Here is a 24,748-nt window from a genome sequence, read left to right on the forward strand (position 1 = left end):
GCCCGTAGGCTGGGGTCATGGACTCCGAAGTGCTCGACGTCGACACCGCGCGGCGTCGTACCGTCGACCTCACGGCGCAGGTACGGGCGTTCTGTGCCGCGCGCGGGGACGGATTGTGCAACGTTTTCGTGCCCCATGCGACGGCCGGGGTGGCGATCATCGAGACCGGCGCCGGCTCGGATGCCGACCTGGTCGACACCCTGGAGCGGCTGCTGCCGCGCGACGACCGCTACCGGCACGCGCACGGGTCACCGGGACACGGCGCCGATCACGTCCTGCCGGCGATCGTGGCGCCGTCGATCACGGTGCCGGTGGCCGACGGTGAGCCGCTGCTCGGCACCTGGCAGTCCGTGGTGCTGGTCGACCTCAACCGGGACAACCCGCGGCGGTCGGTGCGGTTGAGTTTCGTCGACAGCGCCTGACCCGGGCGGCAGCCTCTTGGCGTCAAGAAGGCGATCGGCAGACCGGTACTGTAGGGCCGTCTATAGGTGCGACAACGGCGGGAAAGCGACTTTAGAGTGCAGACACACGAGATCAGGAAACGCTTCCTCGATCACTTCGTGAAGGCGGGCCACACCGAGGTGCCCAGTGCTTCGGTGATCCTCGACGACCCGAATCTGTTGTTCATCAACGCCGGAATGGTGCAGTTCGTGCCGTTCTTCCTGGGTCAGCGCACCCCGCCCTATGCCACCGCCACCAGCATCCAGAAGTGCATCCGCACCCCGGACATCGACGAGGTGGGCATCACCACCCGGCACAACACCTTCTTCCAGATGGCCGGCAACTTCTCGTTCGGCGACTACTTCAAGCGGGGCGCGATCGAACTGGCCTGGACGCTGTTGACCAACAGCGTCGAGCAGGGTGGCTACGGGCTGGACCCGGAGCGGATCTGGGCCACGGTCTACCTCGACGACGACGAGGCGATAGCGCTGTGGCAAGAGATCGCCGGGTTGCCGGCAGAGCGGATCCAGCGCCGGGGGATGGCCGACAACTACTGGTCGATGGGCATCCCCGGGCCCTGCGGGCCGTCATCGGAGATCTACTACGACCGCGGCCCCGAATTCGGTGTCGGCGGCGGCCCGATCGCCAACGAGGACCGCTACATCGAGATCTGGAACCTCGTGTTCATGCAGAACGAGCGCGGTGAAGGAACCTCCAAGGAGGACTTCGAGATCCTGGGGCCGTTGCCGCGCAAGAACATCGACACCGGGATGGGCATCGAGCGGGTGGCGTTTCTGCTCCAGGGCGTGCACAACGTCTATGAGACCGACCTCGTTCGCCCGGTCATCGATCTGGTCGCCACTCGCGCGCCACGTGGCTATGACTCCGGCAACCACGCCGACGACGTGCGGTACCGGATCATCGCCGACCACTCCCGCACCGCGGCCATCCTGATCGGCGATGGCGTGAGCCCCGGCAACGACGGCCGCGGCTATGTGCTGCGCCGGCTGCTGCGCCGGGTGATCCGCTCGGCCAAGCTGCTGGGTATCGAGGGCCCGATCGTCGGCGACCTGATGGCAACCGTGCGCGACGCGATGGGACCGTCGTATCCGGAATTGGTCACCGACTTCGACCGGATCAACCGGATCGCGGTCGCCGAGGAGACCGCGTTCAACCGCACCCTGACATCGGGCTCGAAGCTGTTTGAGGACGCGGCGGCAGCCACCCGGTCTGCCGGCGCCACCGTGCTCTCCGGCAAGGACGCCTTCGCGTTGCACGACACCTACGGTTTCCCGATCGAGCTCACGCTGGAGATGGCCTCGGAGGCCGGACTGCAGGTCGACGAGGCCGGGTTCCGCACGCTGATGGCCGAGCAGCGACAGCGCGCCAAAGCCGACGCCGCCGCGCGCAAGCATGCCCACGCCGACCTGAGCGCCTACCGGGAGCTGATCGACGCCGGACCCACCGAGTTCACCGGGTTCGACGAGCTCACCACCGAAGGCCGCATCCTGGGCATCTTCGTCGACGGCAAGCGCGTGCCGGTGGTGTCGCATGAAGACGTCGCCGCAGATCGCGTTGAGCTGGTGCTGGACCGCACCCCGCTGTACGCCGAGGCCGGCGGGCAGATCGCCGACGCCGGCACGATCAGCGCCGGTACCGCCCAAGCCGCGGTCACCGACGTGCAGAAGATCGCTCAGACACTGTTCGTGCACCGGGTCAACGTCGAGTCCGGCGAATTCGTCGAGGGCGACACGGTCACCGCCGCGGTGGACCCGGGCTGGCGCAAGGGCGCCACCCAGGGTCACTCCGGCACCCACATGGTGCACGCCGCTCTGCGGCAGGTGTTGGGGCCCAACGCGGTTCAGGCCGGCTCGCTGAACCGGCCCGGCTATCTGCGGTTCGACTTCAACTGGCAGGGACCGCTGAGCGACGAGCAGCGCCGCCAAGTCGAGGAGGTCACCAACGAGGCGGTGCAGGCCGACTTCGAGGTGCACACCTTCACCGAAGAACTCGAGAAGGCCAAGGCCATGGGCGCCATGGCGATGTTCGGCGAGAAGTACCCCGAAAAAGTACGCGTCGTCGAGATCGGCGGGCCGTTCTCGCTGGAACTGTGCGGCGGCACCCACGTGCACAACTCGGCGCAGATCGGTCCGGTCACCCTCCTGGGCGAGTCGTCGGTCGGCTCCGGGGTGCGCCGCGTCGAGGCCTACGTCGGGCTGGACTCGTTCCGCCACCTGGCCAAGGAGCGAGCGCTGATGGCCGGCCTGGCGGCCTCGCTGAAGGTGCCCTCGGAGGAGGTGCCCGCCCGGGTGGCAAACCTGGTGGAGCGGCTGCGGGCGGCGGAAAAGGAACTCGACCGTGCGCGGTTAGCCGGCGCACGCGCCGCCGCGTCCAATGCGGCCACCGGCGCCGAACAAGTCGGTAACGTGCGCTTGGTGGCGCAGCGGATGTCCGGTGGTATCGGCGGTGGGGACCTGCGCTCGCTGGTCGGGGATATCCGCGGCAAACTCGGCGAGGGTCCGGCGGTGGTGGCGCTGATCGCCGAAGGCGAAGGCAGCGTGCCCTACGTGGTCGCCACCAATAGCGCCGCACAGGAACTCGGGCTGCGTGCCGACGATCTGGTCAAAGACCTGGCGGCGGCGGTGGCCGGCCGCGGCGGCGGCAAGGCAGACCTGGCGCAGGGCTCCGGCAAGGACCCGGCCGGCATCGATGCCGCCCTGGCGGCGGTCCGTTCGGCGGTCGCCCGGAGCGCGCCGGCGTGACCTCACCCCACCATCGCACCCCGGACCGGCCCGGCGGGCCGGACGATCCCGGCCGCGGACGACGGCTCGGGGTGGATGTGGGCAGTGTGCGGATCGGGGTGTCCTGCAGCGACCCTGACGGCCTGCTGGCGACCCCGGTGGAGACGGTCCGCCGGCACGCCTCGGGGTCGCACCTGCGCCGGCTGGCCGAGCTGGTCGACGAGTTCGACGTGGTCGAAGTGGTGGTCGGGCTGCCTCGGACCCTGGCCGACCGGACGGGGGCGGCCGCCGAGGACGCCATCGCGGTGGCCGATGACCTGGCCCGGGTGCTAACTAAGCGTGATCGCCCGGCCCCGGTGCGGCTGGCCGACGAGCGCCTGAGCACCGTCAGCGCGGCACGGGCTCTGCAGGCGGCCGGGGTGCGTTCCAAACGGCAGCGCTCAGTGATCGATCAGGCTGCAGCGGTGACCATCTTGCAGAGCTGGCTCGACCAGCGCCGGGTCTCGGGCTCAGCGGCGCCGACGGGGGACAACGATGTCTGAGGACCAACCTGCCACGAAGGCCAAACCCGTGGCGGTCGGGCCGCCGGGCCGCCGGATGAGCCGGACCGAGCGCGCCCGGCAGCAACGCCGGCGTAACCGGCACCGGAGCGTGGTCGGCGGGCTGGGCGTCGTGCTGGTCACGGTGACCGTGATCGCCGTGGTGTTCTTCGGCTCTAAGCTGTGGCACTCTCGGGGCCCCGTCCTCGACTACACCGGTGAGGGCGGCCAGCAGGTGCTGATCGAGGTGCGTGAGGGTGATTTCACCACCGCGATCGCCGAAACCATGCGGGGCGCCGGCGTGATCGCCAATGTCAAAACTTTCCTCGACATCGCGCAGGGTAACGCCGCCATCGCGATGATCCAGCCGGGCTTCTACCGACTGCGCACCGAGATCCCGGCCGCCACCGCGGTGCAGCAGCTCAGCGACCCACAGAGCCGGGTGGGCAAACTGGTGATCCCGGAGGGCCGCCAACTCGACGACACCACTGACATGAAGACCAACGTCGTGACTCCGGGAGTGTTCACGCTGATGGCCGAGGCCAGCTGCCTGGATCTCAACGGCGATCGCCACTGCCTCAAGGCGCAGGACCTGCGACGCGCCGCGGCGACGGAGACCCCGCAGGCGCTGTCGGTGCCGGACTGGGCCCTCGGCCCGGTCGCCAAGCTGGGAGGCGACCACCGCCGCATCGAGGGTCTGATCACGGCGGGCACCTGGAACGTCGACCCGACCGCCGCGGCGCCGGCCGTCGTGTCGAAGGTGATCGGCCAGAGCGCCGCGGAATTGGCGAAGTCCAATCTGCCGGCCACCGCCGAGCAACTGGGCATGACGCCCTACGAACTGTTGATAGTGGCGTCGCTGGTGCAGCGCGAAGCCCTGCCGCACGACTTCACCAAGGTGGCCCGGGTCATCGACAACCGGCTCAACGAACCTCAGCGCCTGGAGTTCGACTCGACGGTCAACTATCCGCTGGATCGCCAGGAGGTGGCCACGACCGACGCCGACCGGGCCAAGGTGACGCCGTGGAACACCTACGCCTCCGACGGGTTGCCGGCCACCCCGATCTGCTCGCCGGGAACGGAGGCTCTGCGCGCCGCCGAGCATCCCGAGCCGGGCGACTGGCTGTACTTCGTGACGATCGACAAGGACGGCACCACCTTGTTCACCCACAGCTATCAACAGCACCTGAACAACATCGAGATGGCCCTGGGCAACGGTGTCCTCGACAGCTCCCGCTGAGCCGGGGCCCCGCAAGGCGGCGGTTCTCGGGTCGCCGATCGCGCACTCGCGGTCACCGCAGCTGCACCTGGCGGCTTACCGGGCCCTGGGTCTGCGCGGATGGACCTATGACCGCATCGAGTGCGACGCCGAGCAGCTGCCGGCGCTGGTAGCCGGATTGGGGCCGGAATGGGTCGGCCTGTCGGTCACCATGCCGGGCAAGTTCGCGGCGCTGGCCTTCGCCGACGAGCGCACAACGCGCGCCGAGCGGATCGGCTCGGCCAACACCCTGGTGCGCACGGAGACCGGCTGGTTGGCCGACAACACCGACGTCGACGGCGTGACCGGGGCGCTGGGGTCGGTCGGTCCCGTTGCGGGCGGGGAGGCGATCGTGCTGGGGTCGGGCGGCACCGCGCCGGCGGCGGTGGTGGCGTTGACCGAACTCGGGGTCAGCCGCATCACGATCGGCGCGCGCAATCCCGACAACGCCGCCCGGGTGGTGGCTCTGGCGACCGAAGCCGGTGTGCCGGCCCGCTTTTGCGCACTCGATGAGGTCGCGTTGGGTGAGGCGGCCGCATCCGCATCGGTGGTGGTCAGCACCCTTCCGGCCGACGTCGCGGCCCGCTACGGCCCGGTGCTGGCCCGGGTGCCGATGCTGTTGGACGCGATCTATGACCCGTGGCCGACGCCGCTGGCGGCGGCGGTCGCGGCGGCGGGCGGAACGGTGATCAGCGGCCTGCAGATGCTACTGCACCAGGCGTTCACCCAGGTTGAGCTTTTCACGGGCCGGCCCGCACCCCGTGCGGCGATGACTTGCGAGATCGGCGACCCGGCCTGAGCATGGCGCCATGGTGGCGGCTCTGGTGGCGGCGTGGCTGATACTGCTGAGCGGCTATGACATCCGGCAGCGCCGGCTGCCGAACTGGCTGACGCTGCCCGCGGCGGTGGTGGTGCCGGCAGTCGCGGCCGGGTCCGGGCGGGGGACCGCGGCGCTGGCCGGGGCGGCGGCGCTGACCGCGGTCTATCTGGCCGTGCACCTCGTCGTACCCGCCGGGTTGGGCGCGGGCGACGTCAAACTCGCCGCCGGGCTCGGCGCATTGACCGGCTCCTTCGGCGCCGATGTGTGGTTGCTGGCGGCACTGTGCGCGCCGCTGCTGACCGGGGTCTGGGGGCTGCTCGCCGCGCTGGCGCACCGGGGTCCAACGGTTCCGCACGGGCCATCGATGTGCCTGGCCAGCGCGGTGGCGGCGGGTCTGGGAATGTTCTGAGGACGTCGGGTCAGCCCAATTGTGGAGGTCACCGGCGACGTCGAGATCAGCGAACTCAAATTAACGCCGTGGTTAGCCTTGACAGGAATCGTTTGCCACTCAGCCCGCTATTAGGTAATATTCCAGTATTAACTGTGCTGACGGGGTATAGCACTGATCTGTTATGACCGAGGGGGTGACCGTGAAGCGAGCTGTAGTCGGGGGCGTAGTCGCTGCTGCGGTCGTCGTGGGTGGCGCTGTGGTGGCCACCAATATGGCATCGCCGTCCCTGCCTGACGTGCAGGTTCCTGCGGTGACGCTGTCCAACGCCGAGGGAACCGACGCCACCGTGCAGTGGCTGGACCTGTTCGCGCAGACCTCGGCCGGTAATGCCGAGTCGTTCGGCGGCTACCTGCTGGACCCGAGCACGGCGGTTGCGCCCGGCGAATCCCCGCTGGTGCTGATCGACCCGCAGACCTCCGCCGAGGACTTCGATCGGATTCTCGATGGCGTCGTGGGCAATGTGGGCAGCCAGCTCAATGCGGTGACTTCGCCCAGCAACGGGCCCGACGCGGTCACCTATCTGATCCTCAAGAACGGTTCCTGAGCCCCCAGCGGGTGGTGAACCGGATAATTCCGGGGTTTCGCGCTGTACTGAGCCTTCGGTGTGCTGAACCGTAAAGTCCTCCAAGCCCGAGCTCCCCAGACCGGCATGGGAAGATGGGACACGTGTTGCGTTGGATAACCGCCGGGGAATCACACGGTCGCGCGCTGGTCGCAGTGGTCGAGGGCATGGTCGCCGGAGTGGGCGTCACCTCGGCTGATATCGCGGCCCAACTGGCCCGCCGTCGCCTGGGCTACGGCCGCGGTGCCCGGATGAAGTTCGAGGCCGACGCGGTCACCGTCTTGTCCGGGGTGCGCCACGGGGTCACGCTGGGCGGCCCGATCGCGGTCGAGATCGGCAATACTGAATGGCCCAAGTGGGAGACGGTGATGTCCACCGATCCGGTGGATCCGGACGTGCTCGACGCCGAAGGCGGGGCCCGCAACGCACCGTTGACCCGACCACGGCCCGGCCACGCCGACTACGCCGGCATGCTCAAGTACGGCTTCGACGACGCCCGCCCGGTGTTGGAGCGGGCCAGCGCGCGTGAGACGGCCGCACGGGTCACCGCGGGCACCATTGCCCGGGCGTTTCTGGATCAGGCCCTCGGCGTGCAGGTGATCTCCCACGTCATCTCGATCGGCGCCTCCGACCCCTACGACGGCCCGGTGCCCGCACCCGAGGACCTGGCCGCGATCGACGCCAGCCCGGTCCGTGCCTATGACGAGAAGGCGCAGCAGTCGATGATCGCCGAGATCGAGGCGGCCAAGGCCGACGGCGACACCCTGGGCGGGGTGGTGGAAGTGGTCGTCTCGGGCCTGCCGATCGGGCTGGGGTCCTTCATCAGCGGCGACGACCGGCTGGACGGTCAACTGGCGGCCGCGGTGATGGGCATCCAGGCGATCAAGGGGGTCGAGATCGGCGACGGTTTCACCACCGCCCGCCGGCGCGGCAGCGCGGCCCACGACGAGATGTACCCCGGGCCCGACGGTGTGGTGCGTTCCACCAACCGGGCCGGCGGGCTTGAAGGCGGAATGACCAACGGCCAGCCACTGCGGGTGCGCGCGGCGATGAAGCCGATCTCCACCGTCCCGCGGGCATTGGCCACCGTGGACATGGCCACCGGCGATGAGGCGGTCGCGATCCACCAGCGCTCCGATGTGTGCGCCGTCCCGGCCGCGGGGGTGGTGGCCGAAGCCATGGTGGCGTTGGTGCTGGCCCGTGCGGCGCTGGACAAGTTCGGTGGGGACTCGCTGACCGAAACCCGACGCAACATCGAGGCATATCGGCGTTCGGTGGCCGAGCGCGGGCCGGTGGGCGACCAGGCGCGGGCATCGGGGTAGACCGTGGCGCCCAGAGCGGTTCTGGTGGGGTTGCCCGGAGCGGGCAAGTCCACTATCGGCCGGCGCCTGGCCAAGGCGCTCGGCGTCGAGATGCTCGACACCGACGCCGCCATCGAGGCCCGCACCGGCCGGAGCATCGCCGACATTTTCGCGACCGACGGCGAGCAGGAGTTCCGCCGCATCGAGGAGGAAGTGGTGCGCGCGGCGCTGGCTGATCACGACGGCGTGTTGTCCTTGGGCGGGGGAGCAGTCACCAGCCCCGGGGTCCGAGACGCCCTGGCCGGGCACACCGTGGTGTTCCTGGAGATCAGCGCCGCCGAAGGGGTACGGCGCACCGGCGGCAGCACCGTACGCCCGCTGCTGGCCGGGCCGGGCCGAGCCGAGAAGTTCCGTGAGTTGATGGCCGCGCGGGTGCCGCTCTACCGGCGCCTGGCGACGATCCGGGTCAACACCAACCGGCGAAACCCGGGAGCGGTGGTGCGCTATATCGTGTCCCGGTTGGAGGCCGGCGCGCCGGACCGCACGGCGGACGCATCCGGCCGGGCACAACCGCCGCCGCCCGGCTCACCGCCCACTCCCGCCACGCTTGCCGCACGACAGACCGGAGGACGCACGTGACCGAGATTCCCGAGCCGATCACCGTGACGGTGGCAACCGACCCGCCGTACCCGGTGGTGATCGGCAAAGGCCTGCTCGGTGATCTCGCCGGCCTGCTCGCCGGCCGCAACAAGGTGGCGATCCTGCATCAGCCCACGTTGGAGCAGACCGCGGAGGGCATCCGAACCTATCTGTCCGACAAGGGGATCGAGGCACACCGCGTCGAGATCCCGGATGCCGAGGACGGCAAGTCGTTGCAGGTGCTGGGCTTCATCTGGGATGTGCTGGGCCGCATCGGCCTCGATCGGCGTGACGCCCTGGTCAGTCTCGGCGGGGGCGCCGCCACCGACGTGGCAGGCTTCGCGGCGGCCACCTGGCTGCGCGGCATCTCGATCGTGCATGTGCCGACCACCCTGCTGGCGATGGTCGACGCCGCGATCGGCGGCAAGACCGGTATCAATACCGAAGCCGGCAAGAACCTCGTCGGCGCGTTCCATCAGCCGACGGCCGTCGTCGTCGACCTGGCCACCCTGGAGACCCTGCCGCAGCGCGAGATCGTCGCCGGCATGCCCGAGATCGTCAAGGCCGGCTTCATCGCCGATCCGGTGATCCTGGACCTGATCGAAGCCGATCCCCAAGCTGCGATGGACCCGAGCGGCGAGGTGCTGGGCGAGCTGATCCGGCGCTCCATCACCGTCAAGGCCGAAGTCGTCGCCGCCGACGAGCGCGAGTCGGGTCTGCGCGAAATCCTGAACTACGGCCACACTCTCGCGCATGCGATCGAGGCGCTGGAGCACTACCAATGGCGGCACGGAGACGCGGTGTCGGTCGGGCTGGTCTTCGCCGCCGAACTGGCCCGCGTCACCGGACGACTCGACGACGAGACCGCCGACCGGCACCGTTCGATCCTGCTGTCGCTGGGCCTGCCGGTCAGCTACTACGAGAGCGCCCTGCCGGCGCTGCTGGAATACATGATGGGGGACAAGAAGAACCGGGCCGGGGTGCTGCGATTCGTGGTGCTCGACGGCTTGGCCAAGCCGGGCCGGCTCGAAGGTCCTGACCCGATGCTGCTGGCCGCCGCCTATGACGAGGTGGGCCGGCGCTTCCGATTGGAGCGACGGTGAACCGGATCAACGTCATCAACGGCCCGAACCTGGGGCGGCTGGGTCTGCGCGAACCGGATGTCTACGGCGACACCACCTATGCGGACCTACAGGCGCTTATCGAGCGGGAGGCGACGGTGCTGGACGTCGACGTCGTGGTGCGGCAGAGCGACAGCGAAGCCGAACTGCTGGAGTGGGTTCATCAGGCCGCCGACGCCGCCGAACCGGTGATTCTCAACGCCGGTGGACTGACCCACACCTCGGTGGCACTGCGCGACGCCTGCGCCGAGCTGAGCGCACCGTTGATCGAACTGCACATCTCCAATGTGCATGCTCGCGAAGACTTTCGGCGGCATTCCTACCTGAGCCCGATCGCCAGCGGGGTGATCGTCGGCCTGGGGGTGCGGGGCTACCTGCTGGCGCTGCGCTACCTGGCCGAGTTGCCCGGCTGAGTCTCCCCACCGTCCTCCGGGATCGCGGGGATCTCGGAGGTCGTCTCGGTGTCGGCCGGGAACTCCTCGGTGGTGAAGCCCCCGGAGGGACCGGCCAGCGTCGCGCCCGCATCGGGTTGCGTGGCGGCGGCGTCGGTCTGGGCGGCCCCGATCTCGGAGGCCTCCTCGGAAGCCACCGGAGCGGCGCCCACGGTGGCGAACACATCGGTGGCGGGTGCGCCCTCGTGGGCGGCCAGGCCGTGGTGGCGTTGCGGGGCCTTCTCGTAGTCCTTGTCGACGCGACGGCGTCCCAGCGTGACCGCAGCCACTGCCGGCACGAACACCAGCAACGCGGTGAAGGCGGCGAAACTTGTCAGCTCGTTGAACAAACTGCTGACGTAGAGCGCCTTGTCGACCAGGGCGATGATCCACGTCACCACTCCGCTGATCAGACCGGCGACCAGTCCGGCACCCAGCCAGGTCATGGCGAGGTCCGCGCGCCGGTCCGGGTCGGGGTTGGCTCTGGCGTCGGCGCGGCCGTCCGAGTGGCCCCACACCATCACGGCGATCGCGAACAAGATCACCAGGATCAGGCTGATCAGGCCGGCCTGTGCTTCGAAGGCGTTGATCAACACCCCCTGGATCAGGCGGATGACGACCATCAGCGCTGCGAAGACCAATCCGCGAAGAAACCACTTGCTCATGGGGCCACAGCGTAGCGAGTACCGTCACACCGCGTGACACATTCCTCCCGTCGGCTGCGTCTGGGCGCCGCGATCAGTGCGGCCGGATTGGACGCGATGCTGGTCACAGACTTGGTCAATGTGCGGTACCTGTCGGGATTCACCGGGTCGGCCGGTGCCTTGCTGGTCTACGCCGACCGATGGGCCGACGACCGGCCCCCGCTGCTGGCGACCGACGGCCGATACCGCACCCAGGCCGCCCGGCAGGCCCCCGACCTGCAGACGGCGATCGAGCGCGCCGGAGCGAGCCACCTGGTCGCGCAGGCGGCGGCGGCCGGGGTGCGCCGGCTGGGGTTCGAGGGACATGTGGTCACCGTGGACGGGTTCGACACCCTGTCGGCGGTGCTGGCCGCAGCCCACAGCGCCGGTGCGAATACCGAACTGGTTCGCGCCTCGGGCATGGTGGAGGCGCTGCGGGAGGTCAAGGACGCCGGTGAGGTCGCTCTGTTGCGGCTGGCCTGCGAGGCCGCCGACGCGGCATTGAGCGATGTGGTGGAGCGCGGCGGGCTGCGCCCGGGCCGCACCGAACGGGAGGTCGGCCGGGAACTGGAAGCCCGGATGCTCGACCATGGCGCCGACGCCGCCTCGTTCGAGACCATCGTGGCCGCGGGCCCCAACTCGGCGGTTCCGCATCACCGGCCGACCGACGCCGTGCTGGCCGCCGGCGACTTCGTCAAGATCGACTTCGGTGCTCTGGTGGCCGGCTACCACTCCGATATGACCCGTACCTTCGTGCTGGGCCCTCCGGCGGACTGGCAGCGTGAGATCTACCAGGTGGTGGCGACTGCCCAGCGGGCCGGCCGGGAGGCACTGGTGCCGGGCGCCAGGCTGCGCGACGTCGATGCCGCCGCGCGCCAGGTGATCGCCGACGCCGGCTACGCCGAGACCTTCGGCCACGGCCTCGGCCACGGGGTGGGTCTGCGGATCCATGAAGCGCCGGGAATCAACGCGGCGGCCGACGGTACACTGCTTGCCGGTGCTGTGGTGACCGTGGAGCCCGGCGTCTATCTGGCCGATCGTGGCGGCGTCCGGATCGAGGACACGCTCGTGGTCGGCGGTGCCGCACCCGCATCCGCGGGGACACACCCGGAATTGCTGACTCGGTTCCCCAAGGAACTGACCATTGTCTAGGAGACGTAGAAAACGTGGCTTCAACTGCTGACTTCAAGAACGGACTGGTGCTGGTGATCGACGGCCAGCTCTGGCAGATCGTCGAGTTCCAGCACGTCAAGCCGGGCAAGGGACCGGCCTTCGTGCGCACCAAGCTCAAGAACGTGGTGTCGGGCAAGGTTGTCGACAAGACCTACAACGCCGGCGTGAAGGTGGAGACCGCCACCGTCGACCGCCGTGACGCCACCTTCCTGTACCGCGACGGGAACGATTTCGTGTTCATGGACAGTGCCGACTACGAGCAGCACCCGCTGCCCGAGGCGATGGTCGGCGAGTCGGCGAACTACCTGCTGGAGAGCATGCCGGTGCAGATCGCCTTCCACAACGGGGTCCCGCTGTACCTGGAGCTGCCGGTCAGCGTCGAACTGGAGGTCAGCCACACCGAGCCGGGCCTGCAGGGTGACCGCTCCAGTGCCGGGACCAAGCCGGCCACCATGGAGACCGGCGCGCAGATCAACGTGCCGCTGTTCATCAACACCGGAGACAAGCTGAAGGTCGACACCCGCGACGGCAGCTATCTGGGACGGGTCAACTCCTGACCATGCCCGCCGGTGGGGACGTCGAATCCGCGCGGCCCGCGCGAGCGGTGCGGGGCCGTCACCTGGCCCGCAAACGCGCAGTGGACCTGTTGTTCGAATCCGAGGCCCGGGGACTGACCCCGGCCGAGGGCGCGGCGATGCGGGCGGAACTGGCCAGCCAGCAGCCCGACGTGGCGCCGCTGCACCCGTATACGGTCACGGTGGCCCAGGGGGTGGCCGCCCACGGCGCCCATATCGACGATCTGATCACCTCGCACCTGCAGGGCTGGAAGCTTGAGCGGCTGCCGGCCGTCGACCGGGCGATCCTTCGGGTGGCGATCTGGGAGCTGCTGCACGCCGAGGACGTACCCGAGCCGGTCGCCGTCGACGAGGCGGTGAAGTTGGCCAAGGAGCTGTCCACCGATGATTCGCCGGGCTTCGTCAACGGCGTGCTGGGCCAAGTGATGCTGGTGACGCCCCAGCTGCGCGCGGCATCGCAGGCGGTCCGCGAGGCGGCACGGCCCGTAGCGCCCGCCGAGGACGACGGAGACGACACCGAATAGCCCCGTCGCAGCACCGGCGGCCATGACGAAAGAACCGGCGCAGCCTGTTGGCTGCGCCGGTTCTTGCTTGTGTTCTGGCTTTGGTCAGGCCCAGCTGGAGCCGACGGACGCGTCGGTGTTGGCCATGTTGTTGCCCGCCGACTGCACCTTCTGACCGTGGCTGTTGGCCTGCTCATAGATCACCGCGAAGTTGCGGCCCAACTGCGCCACGAACTCCTGGCACGCCACCGAACCCGCGCCACCCCAGAAGTCCCCGGCAGCCAACACATCATGCACGATCGCCTGATGCTCAGCCTCCAACGACGCCGCCTGGGCCCGAATCAACGCACCGTGGGCGTCGACATCACCGAACTGGTAATTGATGCTCATAGCTGCTCTCCTCTAACCCTTCTAGCTCGACAGGATCTGCTGCGAAGCAGCTTCCTGCTGCTCGTAATGGTTGGCGTCGCGAATCAAACCATCACGCACCCCGTGCAGCATGGTCACAATGTTGCGAAACGCCGTCTGCATCTGACCCATGGTGTCCATCGAAGTGCGCTCGGCCAAACCACCCCAGCCCGCACCCGAGATGTTCGTCGAGGACGCCCACATCCGCCGGGCCTCATCCTCCACCGTCTGGGCGTGCACATCAAAACGCCCCGCCATCGCACGCATCGCGTCCGGATCGGTCATAAAACGTGTTGCCATGAAAATCTCTCCTCTTCATTGATGAATGGTGAAATCCGAGTCGGTGCGCCGGCCGTCGCAGGCTCACGCACCAGGGTTCGACTGGACGAGAATTTGGTCCGAATGGCGCCCCCTTAACCAGCTGAGGCCGCGTTGGCCGCCTCGGTGAGTTCATAGGAGCCGGCACTGGTCGCCAGCATGTGCACGAACTGGTCGTGTATCGCCTTGGCCTGCGTGCTGACGGCCTGGTAGACCTTCGCGTGAGCGGCGAACTGCGCGGCAGTCAGCGCCGAAACCTGGTCGCCTGCTGCGGGTATCACCCCGGTGGTAGGACCGGCGGCGCCGGCGTTTTCGGCGTTGACCGAGGTGCCGATGCTCATCAGGCGGCTGGCGGCGAAGTTCAGATCCTCGGGTTGTGTCGTCACGAATGACATGCGGTTTCCCCTCTCTTGATTGGTTCATCGGGCTGCTTACGTGGCATCTGGGTGGCTGGCGGGCTAGGAGGTGGCCGGGCCGGGCCACCCGCCGGCAGCATCTGATTCACCGCTGTCTCTTCACGTTTCGGGTTGCCATCACGACCTCGCTAATTCGAGACGTCTTTGAGTAGCGCGACCGCGGAGCGATGCAGTATGTCGCGTTCCTTGACCAGGTCGGCGGCCACCTTGCGAAGCTCTTTGAGCTCATCGCGTTCGGTGAATTTGCCTGCGGTGCTCGCGGCGTGTTGAGGCGGCGCCCATCGGGTCGACGGTTCCTCCGCGGACTGGCCACCCAGTTCTGGGAGCACCTTGAGCCGGGGGCCGAACCGCGAGCCGGACTCGCCACTGCGCGGGGCGTTCACCGCACCGGCGAGCATGGGCATCCCGCCGCCCATGAATCCGCCTGGGGCGCCGGTCATGCCACCAAGACCGGCAATGGGTGCAGCCGCCGAAGCAAGCCGCACATTCGCCGACGCCGTGGCCATCGGCGAAGCCGCTGCGCCCCACGACGGAGGCACGGAGAGCCCGCCGACGGAACCCGCTCGGCCCAATCCCCCCAACGCAGAACCCGACGATCCCACCAGGCTCGCCCCCACCGCGCCCATTTCGGGAAGGGTGGTCACCGCGCTCACCGGGACTGCCGCGGCCGCCGACATCGCCGACGTCATCGCCGAAGATGCTGTGATGGCCGCGTTCACGCCGGGAACGATGGTGAACATGGAACCCGATGCGGTATAACCCAGCCCGCCGATGACCGCTTGTAATCCGGAAAACGACCCGTTCAACGCCAGGAAGTCCTTGCCGAGCTGCGTATCCGCCAGGTTGAAGTTCAAGATCTGGTCGATGATGCTCTGGGCCGAACCGCCGGCCGCCGAGCCCGCGCCCTGGCTGACGGCGGCTGTTTGGTTGGCTTCGCCGGTGGGGTTGGTGTTTTTGGGGGGTGGGCTGAAGGGTGTGAGGGTGGTGGCGGCTGCGGAGCCGGCTGCGTAGCTGTACATCGCGGCGGTGTCTTGTGCCCACATTGCGCCGTATTCGGCTTGGTTGGCGGCGATCGCCGGTGTGTTTTGGCCCAGGAGGTTGGTCGCCACGAGGGTGGCCAGGGTGGTGCGGTTGGTGGCGATGACCGGTGGGGGGACGGTGGCGGCGAATGCGGCTTCGTAGGCGGCTGCGGCTGCTCTGGCCTGGGAGGCGGCTTGTTCGGCTTGGGTGGCGGTGGTGGCCATCCATTGCACATAGGGGGCTGCTGCGGCGGCCATCGAGGTCGCGGTCGGTCCCTGCCAGGCTTGGCCGGTCAGTTCTGAGATCACGTCCTGGTAGTGGGCGGCCGCCGAACTCAGTTCGGTGGCCAGCCCGTCCCAGGCTGTTGCGGCCGCCATCATCGGGGACGATCCCGGCCCCACATACATCCGCCCGGAGTTCACTTCCGGAGGCAACATCCCGAAATCCATCAGGCTCATGCCCTAAATTCCTTTCTGATCAGGCGTGCTGCCGCATCGCGCTCCTTGGTCAATTCGCCGACTGCGCTGCGCAGCCCCTCCAGTTCGCGGCGTTCATGGTTGCTCAGTGAGCTGGTGACAGCTGCGGTACGCGAAATCGGTTGCGCCCACCGGTCGGTGGTCCCCTGGTACGCACCGGACCTTCCTGCCGATGGGGCCGCGACGCGTGCCCGAGTCCGGGACCTGGAACCGCCCTTCTTCGGCGTATTCACCATGCCGGCTATCAATGGCCGGCCGCCCGACGATTCACCGGCCCGCATCGCGGTCGTCGCCGGAAGGCCGCCGGCCTCCGCGCTGGGCAGGGCCGCAGCCGAGTACAGCGCCGCGGGGGAATTCGTCGCCAACGCGGTGGGAGCGGCGACCCAGGACTGCGGCACCGAAAGTCCGCGAATCGACGAGGCCTGACCCAGGCCGGCCGAAACCGGACTGGAGGATGCGGCCAGTGTGGTTCCCACTCCGGATACCTCGGAGGTCAACGCGGCCGCCGGCATTGCTGCTGCGGCGGCCGCCTCACCCCATGCGGTGCCGTTGACGCCACCGGCGCCGAGCATCCCGGACAGTGTGAGCATCTGGAAGGCGGAGCTGTTGAACGGGATGGCGCCGAAGTTGACCATCGACAGGCCGAAGCTCCCCGCGAGCTGGTTGGCGGAGCTGATCAGCGGGGTACCGGTGAATCCCAGCCAGCTGTCGATCAGCGACTGGATGGGTCCGGGGGCCGCGCCCTGCGCTGCCGCCGGCCCGGTCAGGTTCTGCAGCGCAGACGCGGCTGAGGATCCTGCGGCGGTACCGGCTTGGTGGACTGCGGCCGCCTGGTTGGCTTCGCCGGCCGGGTTGCTGTTCTGCGGCGGCGGGCGAAACGGTGTCAACGTGGCCGCCGCCGCCGAGGCGCTCGCGTAGCTGTACATCGCCGCCGCGTCCTGGGCCCACATCTCGCCGTATTCGGCCTGTGTGGCTGCGATCGCCGCCGTGTTCTGCCCGAGCGTATTGGTGGTCATCAAGGCGGCCAGCCGTGTCCGGTTTGCTGTGATCAGCGGTGGTGGCACGGTGGCGGCGAACGCCGCCTCGTAGGCGGCCGCCGCCGCACGGACCTGGGTGGCGGCCCGCTCGGCCTGGGCAGCGGTGGTTGCCATCCAATGCACGAACGGGGCGGCCGCGGAAGCCATCGAGGTCGCGGCCGGGCCTTGCCAGACTTCGCCGGCCAGTTCTGAGATCACCTCCTGGTAGTTGGCGGACGCCGTACTCAACTCCGCGGCCAACCCGCTCCAGGCGGTCGCCGCCGCCATCAGCGACCCCGAACCGGGTCCGGCGTACATCCGCCCGGAATTCACCTCCGGCGGCAACATCGCGTAGTCGATTCCGATCACGATCGGCTGACCTCCCGGAGCAGGAAGGCCACCGCGTCGCGTTCCAACGCCAACTCGGCGATCTCCTGGCGCAGCTCATCGCGTTCCATGCGTTCTTCGTCGGTGAGCTTGTTCGCGGCGCCGGCGAACTCGTCCGCCGAGACCCATTGGTCGGTGTCGCCGCGGCGGCCATCGGCCTTCTCGCCGGTCGTCGGCAGCACCTTCATCCGGGGCAGGAAGCGGGAGCGGGTCTCGCCGTTCTGCGGCGCGTTGACCGCACCCGCGACCGCGGGGATACCGCCCATCATCGGAGCACCCATCGCACCGGGCACGCCGCCGGCGGCGGGCAGTGCCGTGGCTGAGGCAAGTCGGATCGCCGGGGATGCCGTTCCCGACGCCGCCGGGGCGGCGACCCAGGATGGTGGCACCGAAAGCCCTCGAAGCGACGCGGCTTGTCCCAGGCTGGCCGAGACCGGCCCGGAGGATCCCGCCAGGGTTGCCCCCAGGCCGGCGCCGGAGACCTCGGATGACAAGGCGGCGGCCGGCAACGCTGCGGCGGCAGCCGCCTCGCCCCACGCGCCTCCGTTCACGCCGGCGGCGTTGAGCATCCCGATGAACTGCAGGAATTGCATCGCAGAGCTGTCCCAGATCGGGGCCGCGAGCAGGGTGCTGGTCAAACCACCGCTTCCTACCAATTGGTTCAGGGAACTGATCAGCGGTGTGCCGGTGAAGCTGAGCCAGCTGTCGATCAGCGCCTGGATGGGGGCAGGAACCACGCCTTGTGCTGCCGCCGGTGCAGCCAGGGTGGCCAGCGCGGAGGCGGCCGTGGAGCCGGTCGTGGTTCCGGCGTTGGCGACGGCGGCTGTTTGGTTGGCTTCGCCGGTGGGGTTGGTGTTTTTGGGGGGTGGGCTGAAGGGTGTGAGGGTGGTGGCGGCTGCGGAGCCGGCTGCGTAGCTGTACATCGCGGCGGTGTCTTGTGCCCACATTGCGCCGTATTCGGCTTGGTTGGCGGCGATCGCCGGTGTGTTTTGGCCCAGGAGGTTGGTCGCCACGAGGGTGGCCAGGGTGGTGCGGTTGGTGGCGATGACCGGTGGGGGGACGGTGGCGGCGAATGCGGCTTCGTAGGCGGCTGCGGCTGCTCTGGCCTGGGAGGCGGCTTGTTCGGCTTGGGTGGCGGTGGTGGCCATCCATTGCACATAGGGGGCTGCTGCGGCGGCCATCGAGGTCGCGGTCGGTCCCTGCCAGGCTTGGCCGGTCAGTTCTGAGATCACGTCCTGGTAGTGGGCGGCCGCCGAACTCAGTTCGGTGGCCAGCCCGTCCCAGGCTGTTGCGGCCGCCATCATCGGGGACGATCCCGGCCCCACATACATCCGCCCGGAGTTCACTTCCGGAGGCAACATCCCGAAATCCACTGTCACCACCTATCTACTCGGGTCTGAACCAGCCAGACCAACGTGCAGCTAGATGCAACGCTGTGATCCAGAGCAGAGGTGTCTCAATCTGAGATAACCGTCACTTCTCGCGGTGCCACGAAATAGATTCTGTGTACACCTGCGCGATGTAGGGGCCTGAGGTGACGGCAGGGGTTACGGTCAATGTTCGAGGCGGCAGTAGCAGTAGCCGAGGAGCGGTCGGCGAAGGAGCACGCCAGGGACCAGTTTTTGTCCACTGGCATCATCGAGGCGGGGCTGATCGAGCCCTACGTGATGAATTCGTGGCGGCGGGCCAAGCAGCGGCGAGTCGGGCCCGATCGCATCAATGAGCAACGTCAGCGTGATGTCAACGCTGAAACCCCACTCGTGCGCGCCGCGTTTCCCGTGCTCCATCGGCTCGCCGATGATATGGCGCTTCATGCGGTCGGCATCGTCCTGACGTCGGCGGAGGGGCTGGTGTTGGACCGCAAGGTCACGGACCTGGCCATTATGAAGACGCTCGACGAGGTTCAGCTGGCCCGCGGCTACTCCTACGCCGAGGAGTTCACCGGGACCAACGGCATCGGCACCAGTCTGGAATGCGGCAGGCCGACGTTCATCAGGGGCAGCGAACACTATGTCGGTGCACTGACCGGCCTGGCCTGTGCCGGTTCACCGATCCGTGACCCCATTACCGGCCGGGTGCTCGGTGTCGTCAACCTCACGTGTTGGGTCGGTGAATCCGATCCCATGCAGTTCACCTTGGCCAAGAATGTCGGCAATCAAATCGAAGGCCGCCTCAACACCCTGAAAACCGAGAGTGAGGTTGCACTGCTGTCGGCTTACCGTCAGCAGTCCCGCAAACATCCCGGCCACGTACTGGCCGTCGGCGGCGACATCGTGTTGATGAATCAATATCTGCGACAAGCTCTGGAGCCGGCCGATCAGATCGCGCTACTGAGCAACGCGACCGAGATGATCCAGGCTCCCGACGCCGCAACCGGCTTGGCCGTGCTGCCGAGCGGGAACGTGGCGCGGATCTCCGCTGTGGAGCGAATTTCGACCGGCAGTGCCGTATTTCAAGTACAGATCCAGCCGACCGCTGAGCGCAGCGTGGCCCCGGCCCGGCAGTCCCGTCACATACCCGGGCTGGCCGGTCGCAGCAGTTCGTGGCGGCGCTGCGGACAACTGGTGGAACAGTGTTGCCGGGACCGAAATTGGGTGGTCATCGAAGGAGAACGCGGATCAGGGCGCGCCAAGCTCGGGCAGGCGGTGGCCCAGTTCGTGGCGCCACAACGGTCCGTTCGACTTCTGCGGGTGGAAAAGTTCAGTAGTGCAGATGATTTCATCACTGAAGTCGAAGCTCACACCGCGGACGATGATTTCTCACTGGTACTCGCCAACATCGACGATCTCCCTGAGGAGGCCGTCGAGCACCTGGCGGCCATTCTGCAGGCGCGTGCCGGGCACGGCTGGATCGCGGTGACGACCGACGTCGAGGTGCGCTCGACACTGGTGGACATGCTCGTCGTGCCGCACTTCACCCACACCGCTGTCGTTCCGCCGCTGCGGCACCGTATCGACGACATCGAGGAATTGGTGCCGATGCTGCTGCGCGAGCTCACCCGCGGGGCCGACGTACGGCTGGCCCCGGAGGCGATGCGGCAGCTGGCGAAGCTGGCCTGGCCGGGCAACGTGGCTCAATTGCGCAGGGTGCTGGCCGAAACGGTCGCCGTCCAACGTTCCGGCGTCATCGGGGTGGACAAGCTTCCCGCCGAATGCCGCTCGCTGGCTCGGCACCGGCTCACCGCCCTGGAGGCGCTGGAGCGGGACGCGATCGTACGTAGCCTGCTCGAAAACGGTGGCGACAAGGCGGCCGCCGCCCAGGCGCTGGGAATGTCGCGCGCCACGATCTACCGCAAGATCAACCAGTTCGGTATCACGTGAGCCGAGCCGGCCGCGCAGCGAGCTAATTCGCCGGGGAACTCAGCGACCCGCGGGCGGGTCTCAGACTGAGACGCATCTGCACGCCCCGCGGCCGTTCAATTGCGATGAGGGTGCCGCACGGCGGTGACGGTGTCCGCCGGGCACGACAATTCACGAGAACCATTCGAGGAGTTCGCAATGAAGGCAGTCCAGGTCGTCGGCTATCACACCAAGCCTCAGCTTGTCGAGGTACCGGATCCTACGATCGAAGGACCGCTGGACGTCATCGTCCGCATCGGTGCCGCCGGAGTGTGCCGCACAGACCTGCATATCCTGGAGGGCCAGTGGGCAGAGATCACCGGTGTGGGTCTCCCGTATACGATCGGCCACGAGAACGCCGGATGGGTCCATGCCGTCGGTGACGCGGTCACCAATGTCACGGTGGGGGACAAGGTGATTTTGCACCCACTGGTGACCTGCGGGCTATGCCGTGCGTGCCGATTCGGCGACGATGTGCACTGTGAGGGCAGTCAGTTCCCCGGCGTCGACACCCACGGCGGTTATGCCGAATTCCTCCGCACCAGCGCTCGCAGCGTGGTGAAGCTCGATGACAGCCTCGAGCCCGCCGACGTGGCCGCGCTCGCGGATGCCGGCCTGACCGCCTACCACGCCGCCGCCAAGGTGGCACGGCTGACCCGCCCGGGAGACGTCTGCGTCGTTATCGGTGCCGGTGGCCTGGGACACATCGGAATCCAAGTGCTGAAGGCGATTTCAGGTGTCTCCGTCGTCGTGGTGGACCGCAATCCGTCGGCGGTGCAACTGGCTGTGTCGGTCGGCGCGGATGAGGGGATCGTGGCGGACGGCAGTCATGTGCAGCGCGTGCTCGATCTGACGGCCGGGCATGGAGCGGAGGCCGTGCTCGACTTCGTCGGCGAGGGTGGCGCGACCGCAGAGGGCATCGCCATGCTGCGCCGGGCCGGCAACTACTTCGTGGTCGGATACGGCGAGAATATCGATGTTCCCACCATCGACGTCATCTCCAAGGAGATCAACTTCATCGGAAACCTTGTCGGGTCGTACAACGATCTGCAGGAGCTGATGGTGTTGGCAGCCCAGCGCAAAGTGGTGCTGCACACGACCGAGTACCCGCTCGATGAATTCCAGCGCGCGCTAGACGATCTCGACGCCGGGCTGGTGCGGGGCAGGGCGATCCTCATCCCGTGATCGCCCTCCTCGCCGTTACCGGCCCGGTGGGATGACTGTCCCGCCGGGCCGGCGCGCGAAGAATCTGTAGACACGTCGAAGATGTTTGAATCGGTGTGATCGGTTATTCAGTGCACGCTCACGCGTGCATCGGTAGCTCGTCCACCGGCAATGGCCGGCCATCGGCATCGACGAAGGCCTTGCTGTTCAGGCACATGCTCAGTCCGAGGGCATAACGGCAGTGCAGGAGCCTGGTCTTGTCGCGGCCATCGGGCAGATCGCGGAGGATGAGACGCTGAACTGCGGAGGGAGCAAGGGAATCCCGCTCCACGAGCGCCGACACACACCTTTCCAGCGCCGCCCGGTGCGCCTTGCGCAGGAACCCGCGGCCGGCGTTGATCGTGTCGCTGTCGGCGTGATCGTCCAAGAGCACCTCTATGGCGCCGATCCGATCGGCCCGCTGAAGTGCGTTCTGGATCTCGAATGCAAGTAGGTACGCGTGGTTTTCAGAGCTCGCTACCGGGGGCACCTTGAGATTGATCGTGACGCCGTCGTCGTCGATGGTCACCGTTCGTACGTAACCCAGCTCGGTGATGGTCTGTTCCGATTCAGGGTTAGTGACGGTCGACAGCACCGCCATGATCTGCGCCTCCAGTGGCATTGTGGGTTCGCTCATATCATCCACTTCCATCCCGTTCTCTCGTGACGGTCACGCGACGTTGAGCTGGCTGGGGTGGTCCGAGGAGGCCGCGCCACCCCTCGGACCACCCCGGATCTGTTGTCCTGCTGGGGAAGCCGGTGCGGCAGGACAAGCGATGTGTACAACAGAGTTTGTTGACGTCGCGGGTATCGCGCACACGCCCGGCTCAAACGGGCTGTCCATCAAATATCCGGAGGTGTGCTCCTGGACGGGTAAGGTCTCGCCTCCACCCGGAAGGTGGGTGGGTCCGTGTGACGACTCCTAACGGAGTGTCATATACCGCCTTACCAGTCACTACGACACTAGCCGGGGGGAGATAGCCGGGGCGTCTCACTGTGAGATTGCCCAACTCCATTCGTTATTCGACACTCATCTCGACAGCAAGACCGGAAATGCGTGCCGTCTCCGGCGTGCGACCGCCCGCCTCGTGTGCGCCCGATGATGGCGCGCACCTCCGCGCGGGGCGCAGGCGATATCAAGGAGAACGTCCCGGCCCGGTGATGCCTGGGGCACCTACCGGACCGGGACGCTATGTGAAAGTCCCTGAACCGATCAACTGGTCGAGGGGCCGAGGCCCAGGGACTGCGGGGTGCTGGCATCGGGGGAGGGCTGGCGCAAACCCTCGTCGAGGGGCCCGAATTCGGTCATCAGTGCTGCGCTGCCACCCCACGAGGTCTGCTCCTCGGCAACCAGGGTGTTGGTTGTGAGCAGGAGCCCGGCCACCGACGCGCCGTTCTGGAGCGCCGAGCGGACCACCCGCAACGGGTCGATGATGCCGAATTCGATCATGTTCCCGAAGCGGCCGTCGAGCGCGTCGAAGCCCTCGTCGGCGCCGAGTTCGAGAGTGCGGGCCACCACCTCGTCGGGATCGTAACCGGCATTGGCCGCTATCAGATACGCCGGTGCGGTCAGGGTACGGCGCACGATGTCGACGCCGGTGGCGTAATCATTTTTGACGTCGAGTTCGTCCAAGACGGGCGCCGCGTGCAGCAGGGTGGCACCACCGCCGGCGACGATGCCCTCGGCCATCGCCGCCCGGGTGGCCGACAGCGCGTCCTCGACGCGATGCTGCAACTCTTTGAGCTCGGCCGGAGTGGGGGCGCCGACGGTGATCATCGCCACCTTGCCGGACAGCGCGGCGATACGTTCGGTCAACACGTCACTGTCACGGAAATAGGTGGCCCGCTCGCGCTCGGCGCGCAGCTGGGTGAGCCGGAAATCGACCTGGTCGGCAGACGCCCCCCCGATGATGGTGGTGTTGTCCGCGGTGACCCGTACTTGCTTGGCACGGCCGAGCTGCTCGACGGTCATCGATTCCAGCGAGAAACCCGCGTGCCGGCTCAGCACCGCGCCCCCGGTGAGGGCGGCGATGTCTTCGAGCTTCTCCAGGCGACGATCGCCGAAACCCGGGGAACGCACCGCAACACATTGGAACAGGCCGTTGACATGGTTCTGCACCAGCATGCTCAGCGCCGAACCCTCCAGGCTTTCGGCCAGGATCACCAGTGGCCGGGGTACGCGCATGATCTTGTCCAGCAGGGGCATGATCTCCTGGACCTTGGAGATCTTCTCGCTGCACAGCAGGATGTAGGGGTCGTCGACGACGGCCTCCATACCGGCCGGGTTGGTGACCATGTAGGGCGACAGATAGCCGTTGTCGAACTGGAACCCCTCGACGAAGCTCGCACTCATTCCGGGTTCGCCGGCTTCCTCGACCGTCACCACACCCAACTCTCCGACGGTGTGCAATGCCTTGGCGATGACGGAGCCGACGACATCGTCGTCGTTGGCGGAGATTGCGGCGATCCGAGCCAGGTCGTGTTCGGTGCGCACCGGCTGGGCCACCGATTTCAGGTACTCGACCAGACGGCCCACGGCCATGTCGATGCCGCGTTTGACCAGAACCGGGTTGCCTCCCTGGGCGATCGCCGTCATGCCTTCGCGCACGATTCCCTGGGCGATGACGGTGGCGGTCGTCGTGCCGTCACCGACGACATCGTTGGTCTTGATCGCCGCTTCCTTGACCAGCTGGGCGCCCATGTTCTCGAACTGGTCCTTCAGATGGATCTCGCGCGCGATCGTGACACCATCGTTGGTGACCACCGGTGAGCCGGTGATCTTCTCCAGAATGACGTTGCGCCCCTTGGGTCCAAGAGTCGTCTTGACCGCATCGGCCAGCTGGTCTACGCCGGATTGCAGCAATGCACGTGCAGTGGGGCCGAAGCGTAATTCCTTGGCCATGATGACTCCTAGGGTGTTGGCGGGGC

26 protein-coding genes are annotated in these 24,748 nt (G+C 67.7%); 16 read left to right on the plus strand and 10 right to left on the minus strand.

Annotated features, from left to right (window positions below; all coding sequences use genetic code 11):
- The first annotated feature begins 17 nt into the window (after window positions 1-17).
- From G6N23_RS08780 to aroQ, 11 genes are all read left to right on the plus strand, one after another.
- Window positions 18-422, plus strand: coding sequence for a secondary thiamine-phosphate synthase enzyme YjbQ (locus G6N23_RS08780; protein ID WP_085261275.1), 405 nt, complete (start codon window positions 18-20; stop codon window positions 420-422).
- A 96-nt stretch (window positions 423-518) separates the two neighbouring features.
- Window positions 519-3,203 carry an alanine--tRNA ligase gene (gene alaS, locus G6N23_RS08785; protein ID WP_085261276.1) on the plus strand — a complete coding sequence of 895 codons (2,685 nt, stop codon included), beginning with the start codon at window positions 519-521 and terminating at the stop codon, window positions 3,201-3,203.
- Entirely contained in the window at window positions 3,200-3,724 is a 525-nt protein-coding gene (gene ruvX, locus G6N23_RS08790) for a Holliday junction resolvase RuvX (RefSeq protein WP_085261277.1), read from the plus strand. Before alaS ends, ruvX begins: the two co-directional genes overlap by 4 nt.
- The gene (locus G6N23_RS08795; RefSeq protein WP_085261278.1) at window positions 3,717-4,961 is read left to right on the plus strand and encodes an endolytic transglycosylase MltG; all 1,245 of its coding nucleotides are present in this window, start codon (window positions 3,717-3,719) and stop codon (window positions 4,959-4,961) included. The genes ruvX and G6N23_RS08795 overlap by 8 nt, the downstream gene beginning before the upstream one ends.
- Window positions 4,939-5,778 (plus strand): shikimate dehydrogenase, encoded by an 840-nt coding sequence (locus G6N23_RS08800; protein WP_085261279.1) that lies wholly within the window; start codon window positions 4,939-4,941, stop codon window positions 5,776-5,778. The genes G6N23_RS08795 and G6N23_RS08800 overlap by 23 nt, the downstream gene beginning before the upstream one ends.
- 10 nt (window positions 5,779-5,788) lie before the next feature.
- Window positions 5,789-6,208 carry a prepilin peptidase gene (locus G6N23_RS08805; protein ID WP_085261280.1) on the plus strand — a complete coding sequence of 140 codons (420 nt, stop codon included), beginning with the start codon at window positions 5,789-5,791 and terminating at the stop codon, window positions 6,206-6,208.
- A 181-nt stretch (window positions 6,209-6,389) separates the two neighbouring features.
- A complete protein-coding gene (locus tag G6N23_RS08810) occupies window positions 6,390-6,794 on the plus strand; it encodes a hypothetical protein (protein ID WP_234808636.1) in 405 nt (134 codons plus the stop codon).
- 113 nt (window positions 6,795-6,907) lie between these two features.
- Entirely contained in the window at window positions 6,908-8,134 is a 1,227-nt protein-coding gene (gene aroC, locus G6N23_RS08815) for a chorismate synthase (protein WP_173675026.1), read from the plus strand.
- Window positions 8,135-8,137: 3 nt separating this feature from the next.
- Window positions 8,138-8,752, plus strand: coding sequence for a shikimate kinase (locus G6N23_RS08820; protein WP_085261283.1), 615 nt, complete (start codon window positions 8,138-8,140; stop codon window positions 8,750-8,752).
- 5 nt (window positions 8,753-8,757) lie between these two features.
- Window positions 8,758-9,855: a 3-dehydroquinate synthase gene (aroB, locus tag G6N23_RS08825; RefSeq protein ID WP_085261290.1), complete on the plus strand. Its 1,098-nt coding sequence runs from the start codon at window positions 8,758-8,760 to the stop codon at window positions 9,853-9,855.
- Window positions 9,852-10,286, plus strand: coding sequence for a type II 3-dehydroquinate dehydratase (gene aroQ / locus G6N23_RS08830; protein ID WP_085261284.1), 435 nt, complete (start codon window positions 9,852-9,854; stop codon window positions 10,284-10,286). The genes aroB and aroQ overlap by 4 nt, the downstream gene beginning before the upstream one ends.
- On the opposite strand, the gene G6N23_RS21530 is transcribed toward aroQ, so the two are convergent.
- Window positions 10,262-10,969 (minus strand): B-4DMT family transporter, encoded by a 708-nt coding sequence (locus tag G6N23_RS21530; protein ID WP_085261285.1) that lies wholly within the window; start codon window positions 10,967-10,969, stop codon window positions 10,262-10,264. The two genes, aroQ and G6N23_RS21530, sit on opposite strands and share 25 nt — an antisense overlap.
- A 33-nt stretch (window positions 10,970-11,002) precedes the next feature.
- Here G6N23_RS21530 and G6N23_RS08840 point away from each other — a divergent pair, with 33 nt between their 5' ends.
- The 3 genes from G6N23_RS08840 to nusB are packed head-to-tail and all read left to right on the plus strand — an operon-like array spanning window position 11,003 to window position 13,259.
- Window positions 11,003-12,139: an aminopeptidase P family protein gene (locus G6N23_RS08840; protein ID WP_085261286.1), complete on the plus strand. Its 1,137-nt coding sequence runs from the start codon at window positions 11,003-11,005 to the stop codon at window positions 12,137-12,139.
- Window positions 12,140-12,153: 14 nt separating this feature from the next.
- The gene (efp, locus tag G6N23_RS08845; RefSeq protein ID WP_085261287.1) at window positions 12,154-12,717 is read left to right on the plus strand and encodes an elongation factor P; all 564 of its coding nucleotides are present in this window, start codon (window positions 12,154-12,156) and stop codon (window positions 12,715-12,717) included.
- Window positions 12,718-12,719: 2 nt separating this feature from the next.
- Entirely contained in the window at window positions 12,720-13,259 is a 540-nt protein-coding gene (gene nusB / locus G6N23_RS08850) for a transcription antitermination factor NusB (RefSeq protein WP_085261288.1), read from the plus strand.
- Window positions 13,260-13,343: 84 nt separating this feature from the next.
- Here the strand turns inward: nusB and G6N23_RS08855 are convergent, their stop codons facing one another.
- The 7 genes from G6N23_RS08855 to G6N23_RS22575 all read right to left on the minus strand — a co-directional run bounded on the left by G6N23_RS08855 (window position 13,344) and on the right by G6N23_RS22575 (window position 19,093).
- Window positions 13,344-13,628 (minus strand): WXG100 family type VII secretion target, encoded by a 285-nt coding sequence (locus tag G6N23_RS08855; RefSeq protein ID WP_047317298.1) that lies wholly within the window; start codon window positions 13,626-13,628, stop codon window positions 13,344-13,346.
- 21 nt (window positions 13,629-13,649) lie between these two features.
- Window positions 13,650-13,946: a WXG100 family type VII secretion target gene (locus G6N23_RS08860; RefSeq protein ID WP_083081615.1), complete on the minus strand. Its 297-nt coding sequence runs from the start codon at window positions 13,944-13,946 to the stop codon at window positions 13,650-13,652.
- Window positions 13,947-14,059: 113 nt separating this feature from the next.
- Window positions 14,060-14,359: a PE family protein gene (locus G6N23_RS08865; protein WP_085259612.1), complete on the minus strand. Its 300-nt coding sequence runs from the start codon at window positions 14,357-14,359 to the stop codon at window positions 14,060-14,062.
- Window positions 14,360-14,508: 149 nt separating this feature from the next.
- Entirely contained in the window at window positions 14,509-15,849 is a 1,341-nt protein-coding gene (locus tag G6N23_RS08870; protein WP_095174194.1) for a PPE family protein, read from the minus strand.
- A 5-nt stretch (window positions 15,850-15,854) separates the two neighbouring features.
- Window positions 15,855-17,261: a PPE family protein gene (locus G6N23_RS08875; RefSeq protein WP_085259610.1), complete on the minus strand. Its 1,407-nt coding sequence runs from the start codon at window positions 17,259-17,261 to the stop codon at window positions 15,855-15,857.
- Window positions 17,258-18,652 carry a PPE family protein gene (locus G6N23_RS22570; protein ID WP_085259631.1) on the minus strand — a complete coding sequence of 465 codons (1,395 nt, stop codon included), beginning with the start codon at window positions 18,650-18,652 and terminating at the stop codon, window positions 17,258-17,260. The genes G6N23_RS08875 and G6N23_RS22570 overlap by 4 nt, the downstream gene beginning before the upstream one ends.
- Window positions 18,653-18,832: 180 nt before the next feature.
- Window positions 18,833-19,093: a hypothetical protein gene (locus G6N23_RS22575; RefSeq protein WP_275991223.1), complete on the minus strand. Its 261-nt coding sequence runs from the start codon at window positions 19,091-19,093 to the stop codon at window positions 18,833-18,835.
- Here G6N23_RS22575 and G6N23_RS08885 point away from each other — a divergent pair.
- Complete coding sequence (locus G6N23_RS08885; RefSeq protein ID WP_275991222.1) at window positions 19,082-20,599, plus strand: sigma-54-dependent Fis family transcriptional regulator; 1,518 nt, start codon at window positions 19,082-19,084, stop codon at window positions 20,597-20,599. The two genes, G6N23_RS22575 and G6N23_RS08885, sit on opposite strands and share 12 nt — an antisense overlap.
- A gap of 177 nt (window positions 20,600-20,776) precedes the next feature.
- Window positions 20,777-21,802, plus strand: a complete 1,026-nt coding sequence (locus G6N23_RS08890) for an NAD(P)-dependent alcohol dehydrogenase (protein WP_085259630.1) — start codon at window positions 20,777-20,779, stop codon at window positions 21,800-21,802.
- 118 nt (window positions 21,803-21,920) lie between these two features.
- Here G6N23_RS08890 and G6N23_RS08895 read toward each other — a convergent pair whose 3' ends face one another.
- The gene (locus tag G6N23_RS08895; RefSeq protein ID WP_157997535.1) at window positions 21,921-22,457 is read right to left on the minus strand and encodes an iron-sulfur cluster assembly protein; all 537 of its coding nucleotides are present in this window, start codon (window positions 22,455-22,457) and stop codon (window positions 21,921-21,923) included.
- A gap of 576 nt (window positions 22,458-23,033) precedes the next feature.
- On the minus strand, window positions 23,034-24,722 hold the full coding sequence (gene groL / locus G6N23_RS08900; RefSeq protein WP_085259607.1) for a chaperonin GroEL: 1,689 nt from the start codon (window positions 24,720-24,722) through the stop codon (window positions 23,034-23,036).
- Window positions 24,723-24,748 lie beyond the last annotated feature (26 nt).

The organism is Mycolicibacter terrae (genome assembly GCF_010727125.1).
Lineage (GTDB): Bacteria > Actinomycetota > Actinomycetes > Mycobacteriales > Mycobacteriaceae > Mycobacterium > Mycobacterium terrae.

Excerpts from the sequence above, each read along its gene's own strand:
- G6N23_RS08780 (WP_085261275.1), top strand. The coding sequence starts at position 18 with ATGGACTCCGAAGTGCTCGACGTCGACACCGCGCGGCGTCGTACCGTC.
- G6N23_RS08795 (WP_085261278.1), top strand. The coding sequence starts at position 3,717 with ATGTCTGAGGACCAACCTGCCACGAAGGCCAAACCCGTGGCGGTCGGG.
- G6N23_RS08805 (WP_085261280.1), top strand. The coding sequence starts at position 5,789 with ATGGTGGCGGCTCTGGTGGCGGCGTGGCTGATACTGCTGAGCGGCTAT.
- aroC (WP_173675026.1), top strand. The coding sequence starts at position 6,908 with ATGGGACACGTGTTGCGTTGGATAACCGCCGGGGAATCACACGGTCGC.
- G6N23_RS21530 (WP_085261285.1), bottom strand. The coding sequence starts at position 10,969 with ATGAGCAAGTGGTTTCTTCGCGGATTGGTCTTCGCAGCGCTGATGGTC.
- nusB (WP_085261288.1), top strand. The coding sequence starts at position 12,720 with ATGCCCGCCGGTGGGGACGTCGAATCCGCGCGGCCCGCGCGAGCGGTG.
- G6N23_RS08855 (WP_047317298.1), bottom strand. The coding sequence starts at position 13,628 with ATGAGCATCAATTACCAGTTCGGTGATGTCGACGCCCACGGTGCGTTG.
- G6N23_RS08860 (WP_083081615.1), bottom strand. The coding sequence starts at position 13,946 with ATGGCAACACGTTTTATGACCGATCCGGACGCGATGCGTGCGATGGCG.
- G6N23_RS08865 (WP_085259612.1), bottom strand. The coding sequence starts at position 14,359 with ATGTCATTCGTGACGACACAACCCGAGGATCTGAACTTCGCCGCCAGC.
- G6N23_RS08870 (WP_095174194.1), bottom strand. The coding sequence starts at position 15,849 with ATGGATTTCGGGATGTTGCCTCCGGAAGTGAACTCCGGGCGGATGTAT.
- G6N23_RS08885 (WP_275991222.1), top strand. The coding sequence starts at position 19,082 with ATGGCGCTTCATGCGGTCGGCATCGTCCTGACGTCGGCGGAGGGGCTG.
- G6N23_RS22575 (WP_275991223.1), bottom strand. The coding sequence starts at position 19,093 with ATGAAGCGCCATATCATCGGCGAGCCGATGGAGCACGGGAAACGCGGC.
- G6N23_RS08890 (WP_085259630.1), top strand. The coding sequence starts at position 20,777 with ATGAAGGCAGTCCAGGTCGTCGGCTATCACACCAAGCCTCAGCTTGTC.
- G6N23_RS08895 (WP_157997535.1), bottom strand. The coding sequence starts at position 22,457 with ATGAGCGAACCCACAATGCCACTGGAGGCGCAGATCATGGCGGTGCTG.
- groL (WP_085259607.1), bottom strand. The coding sequence starts at position 24,722 with ATGGCCAAGGAATTACGCTTCGGCCCCACTGCACGTGCATTGCTGCAA.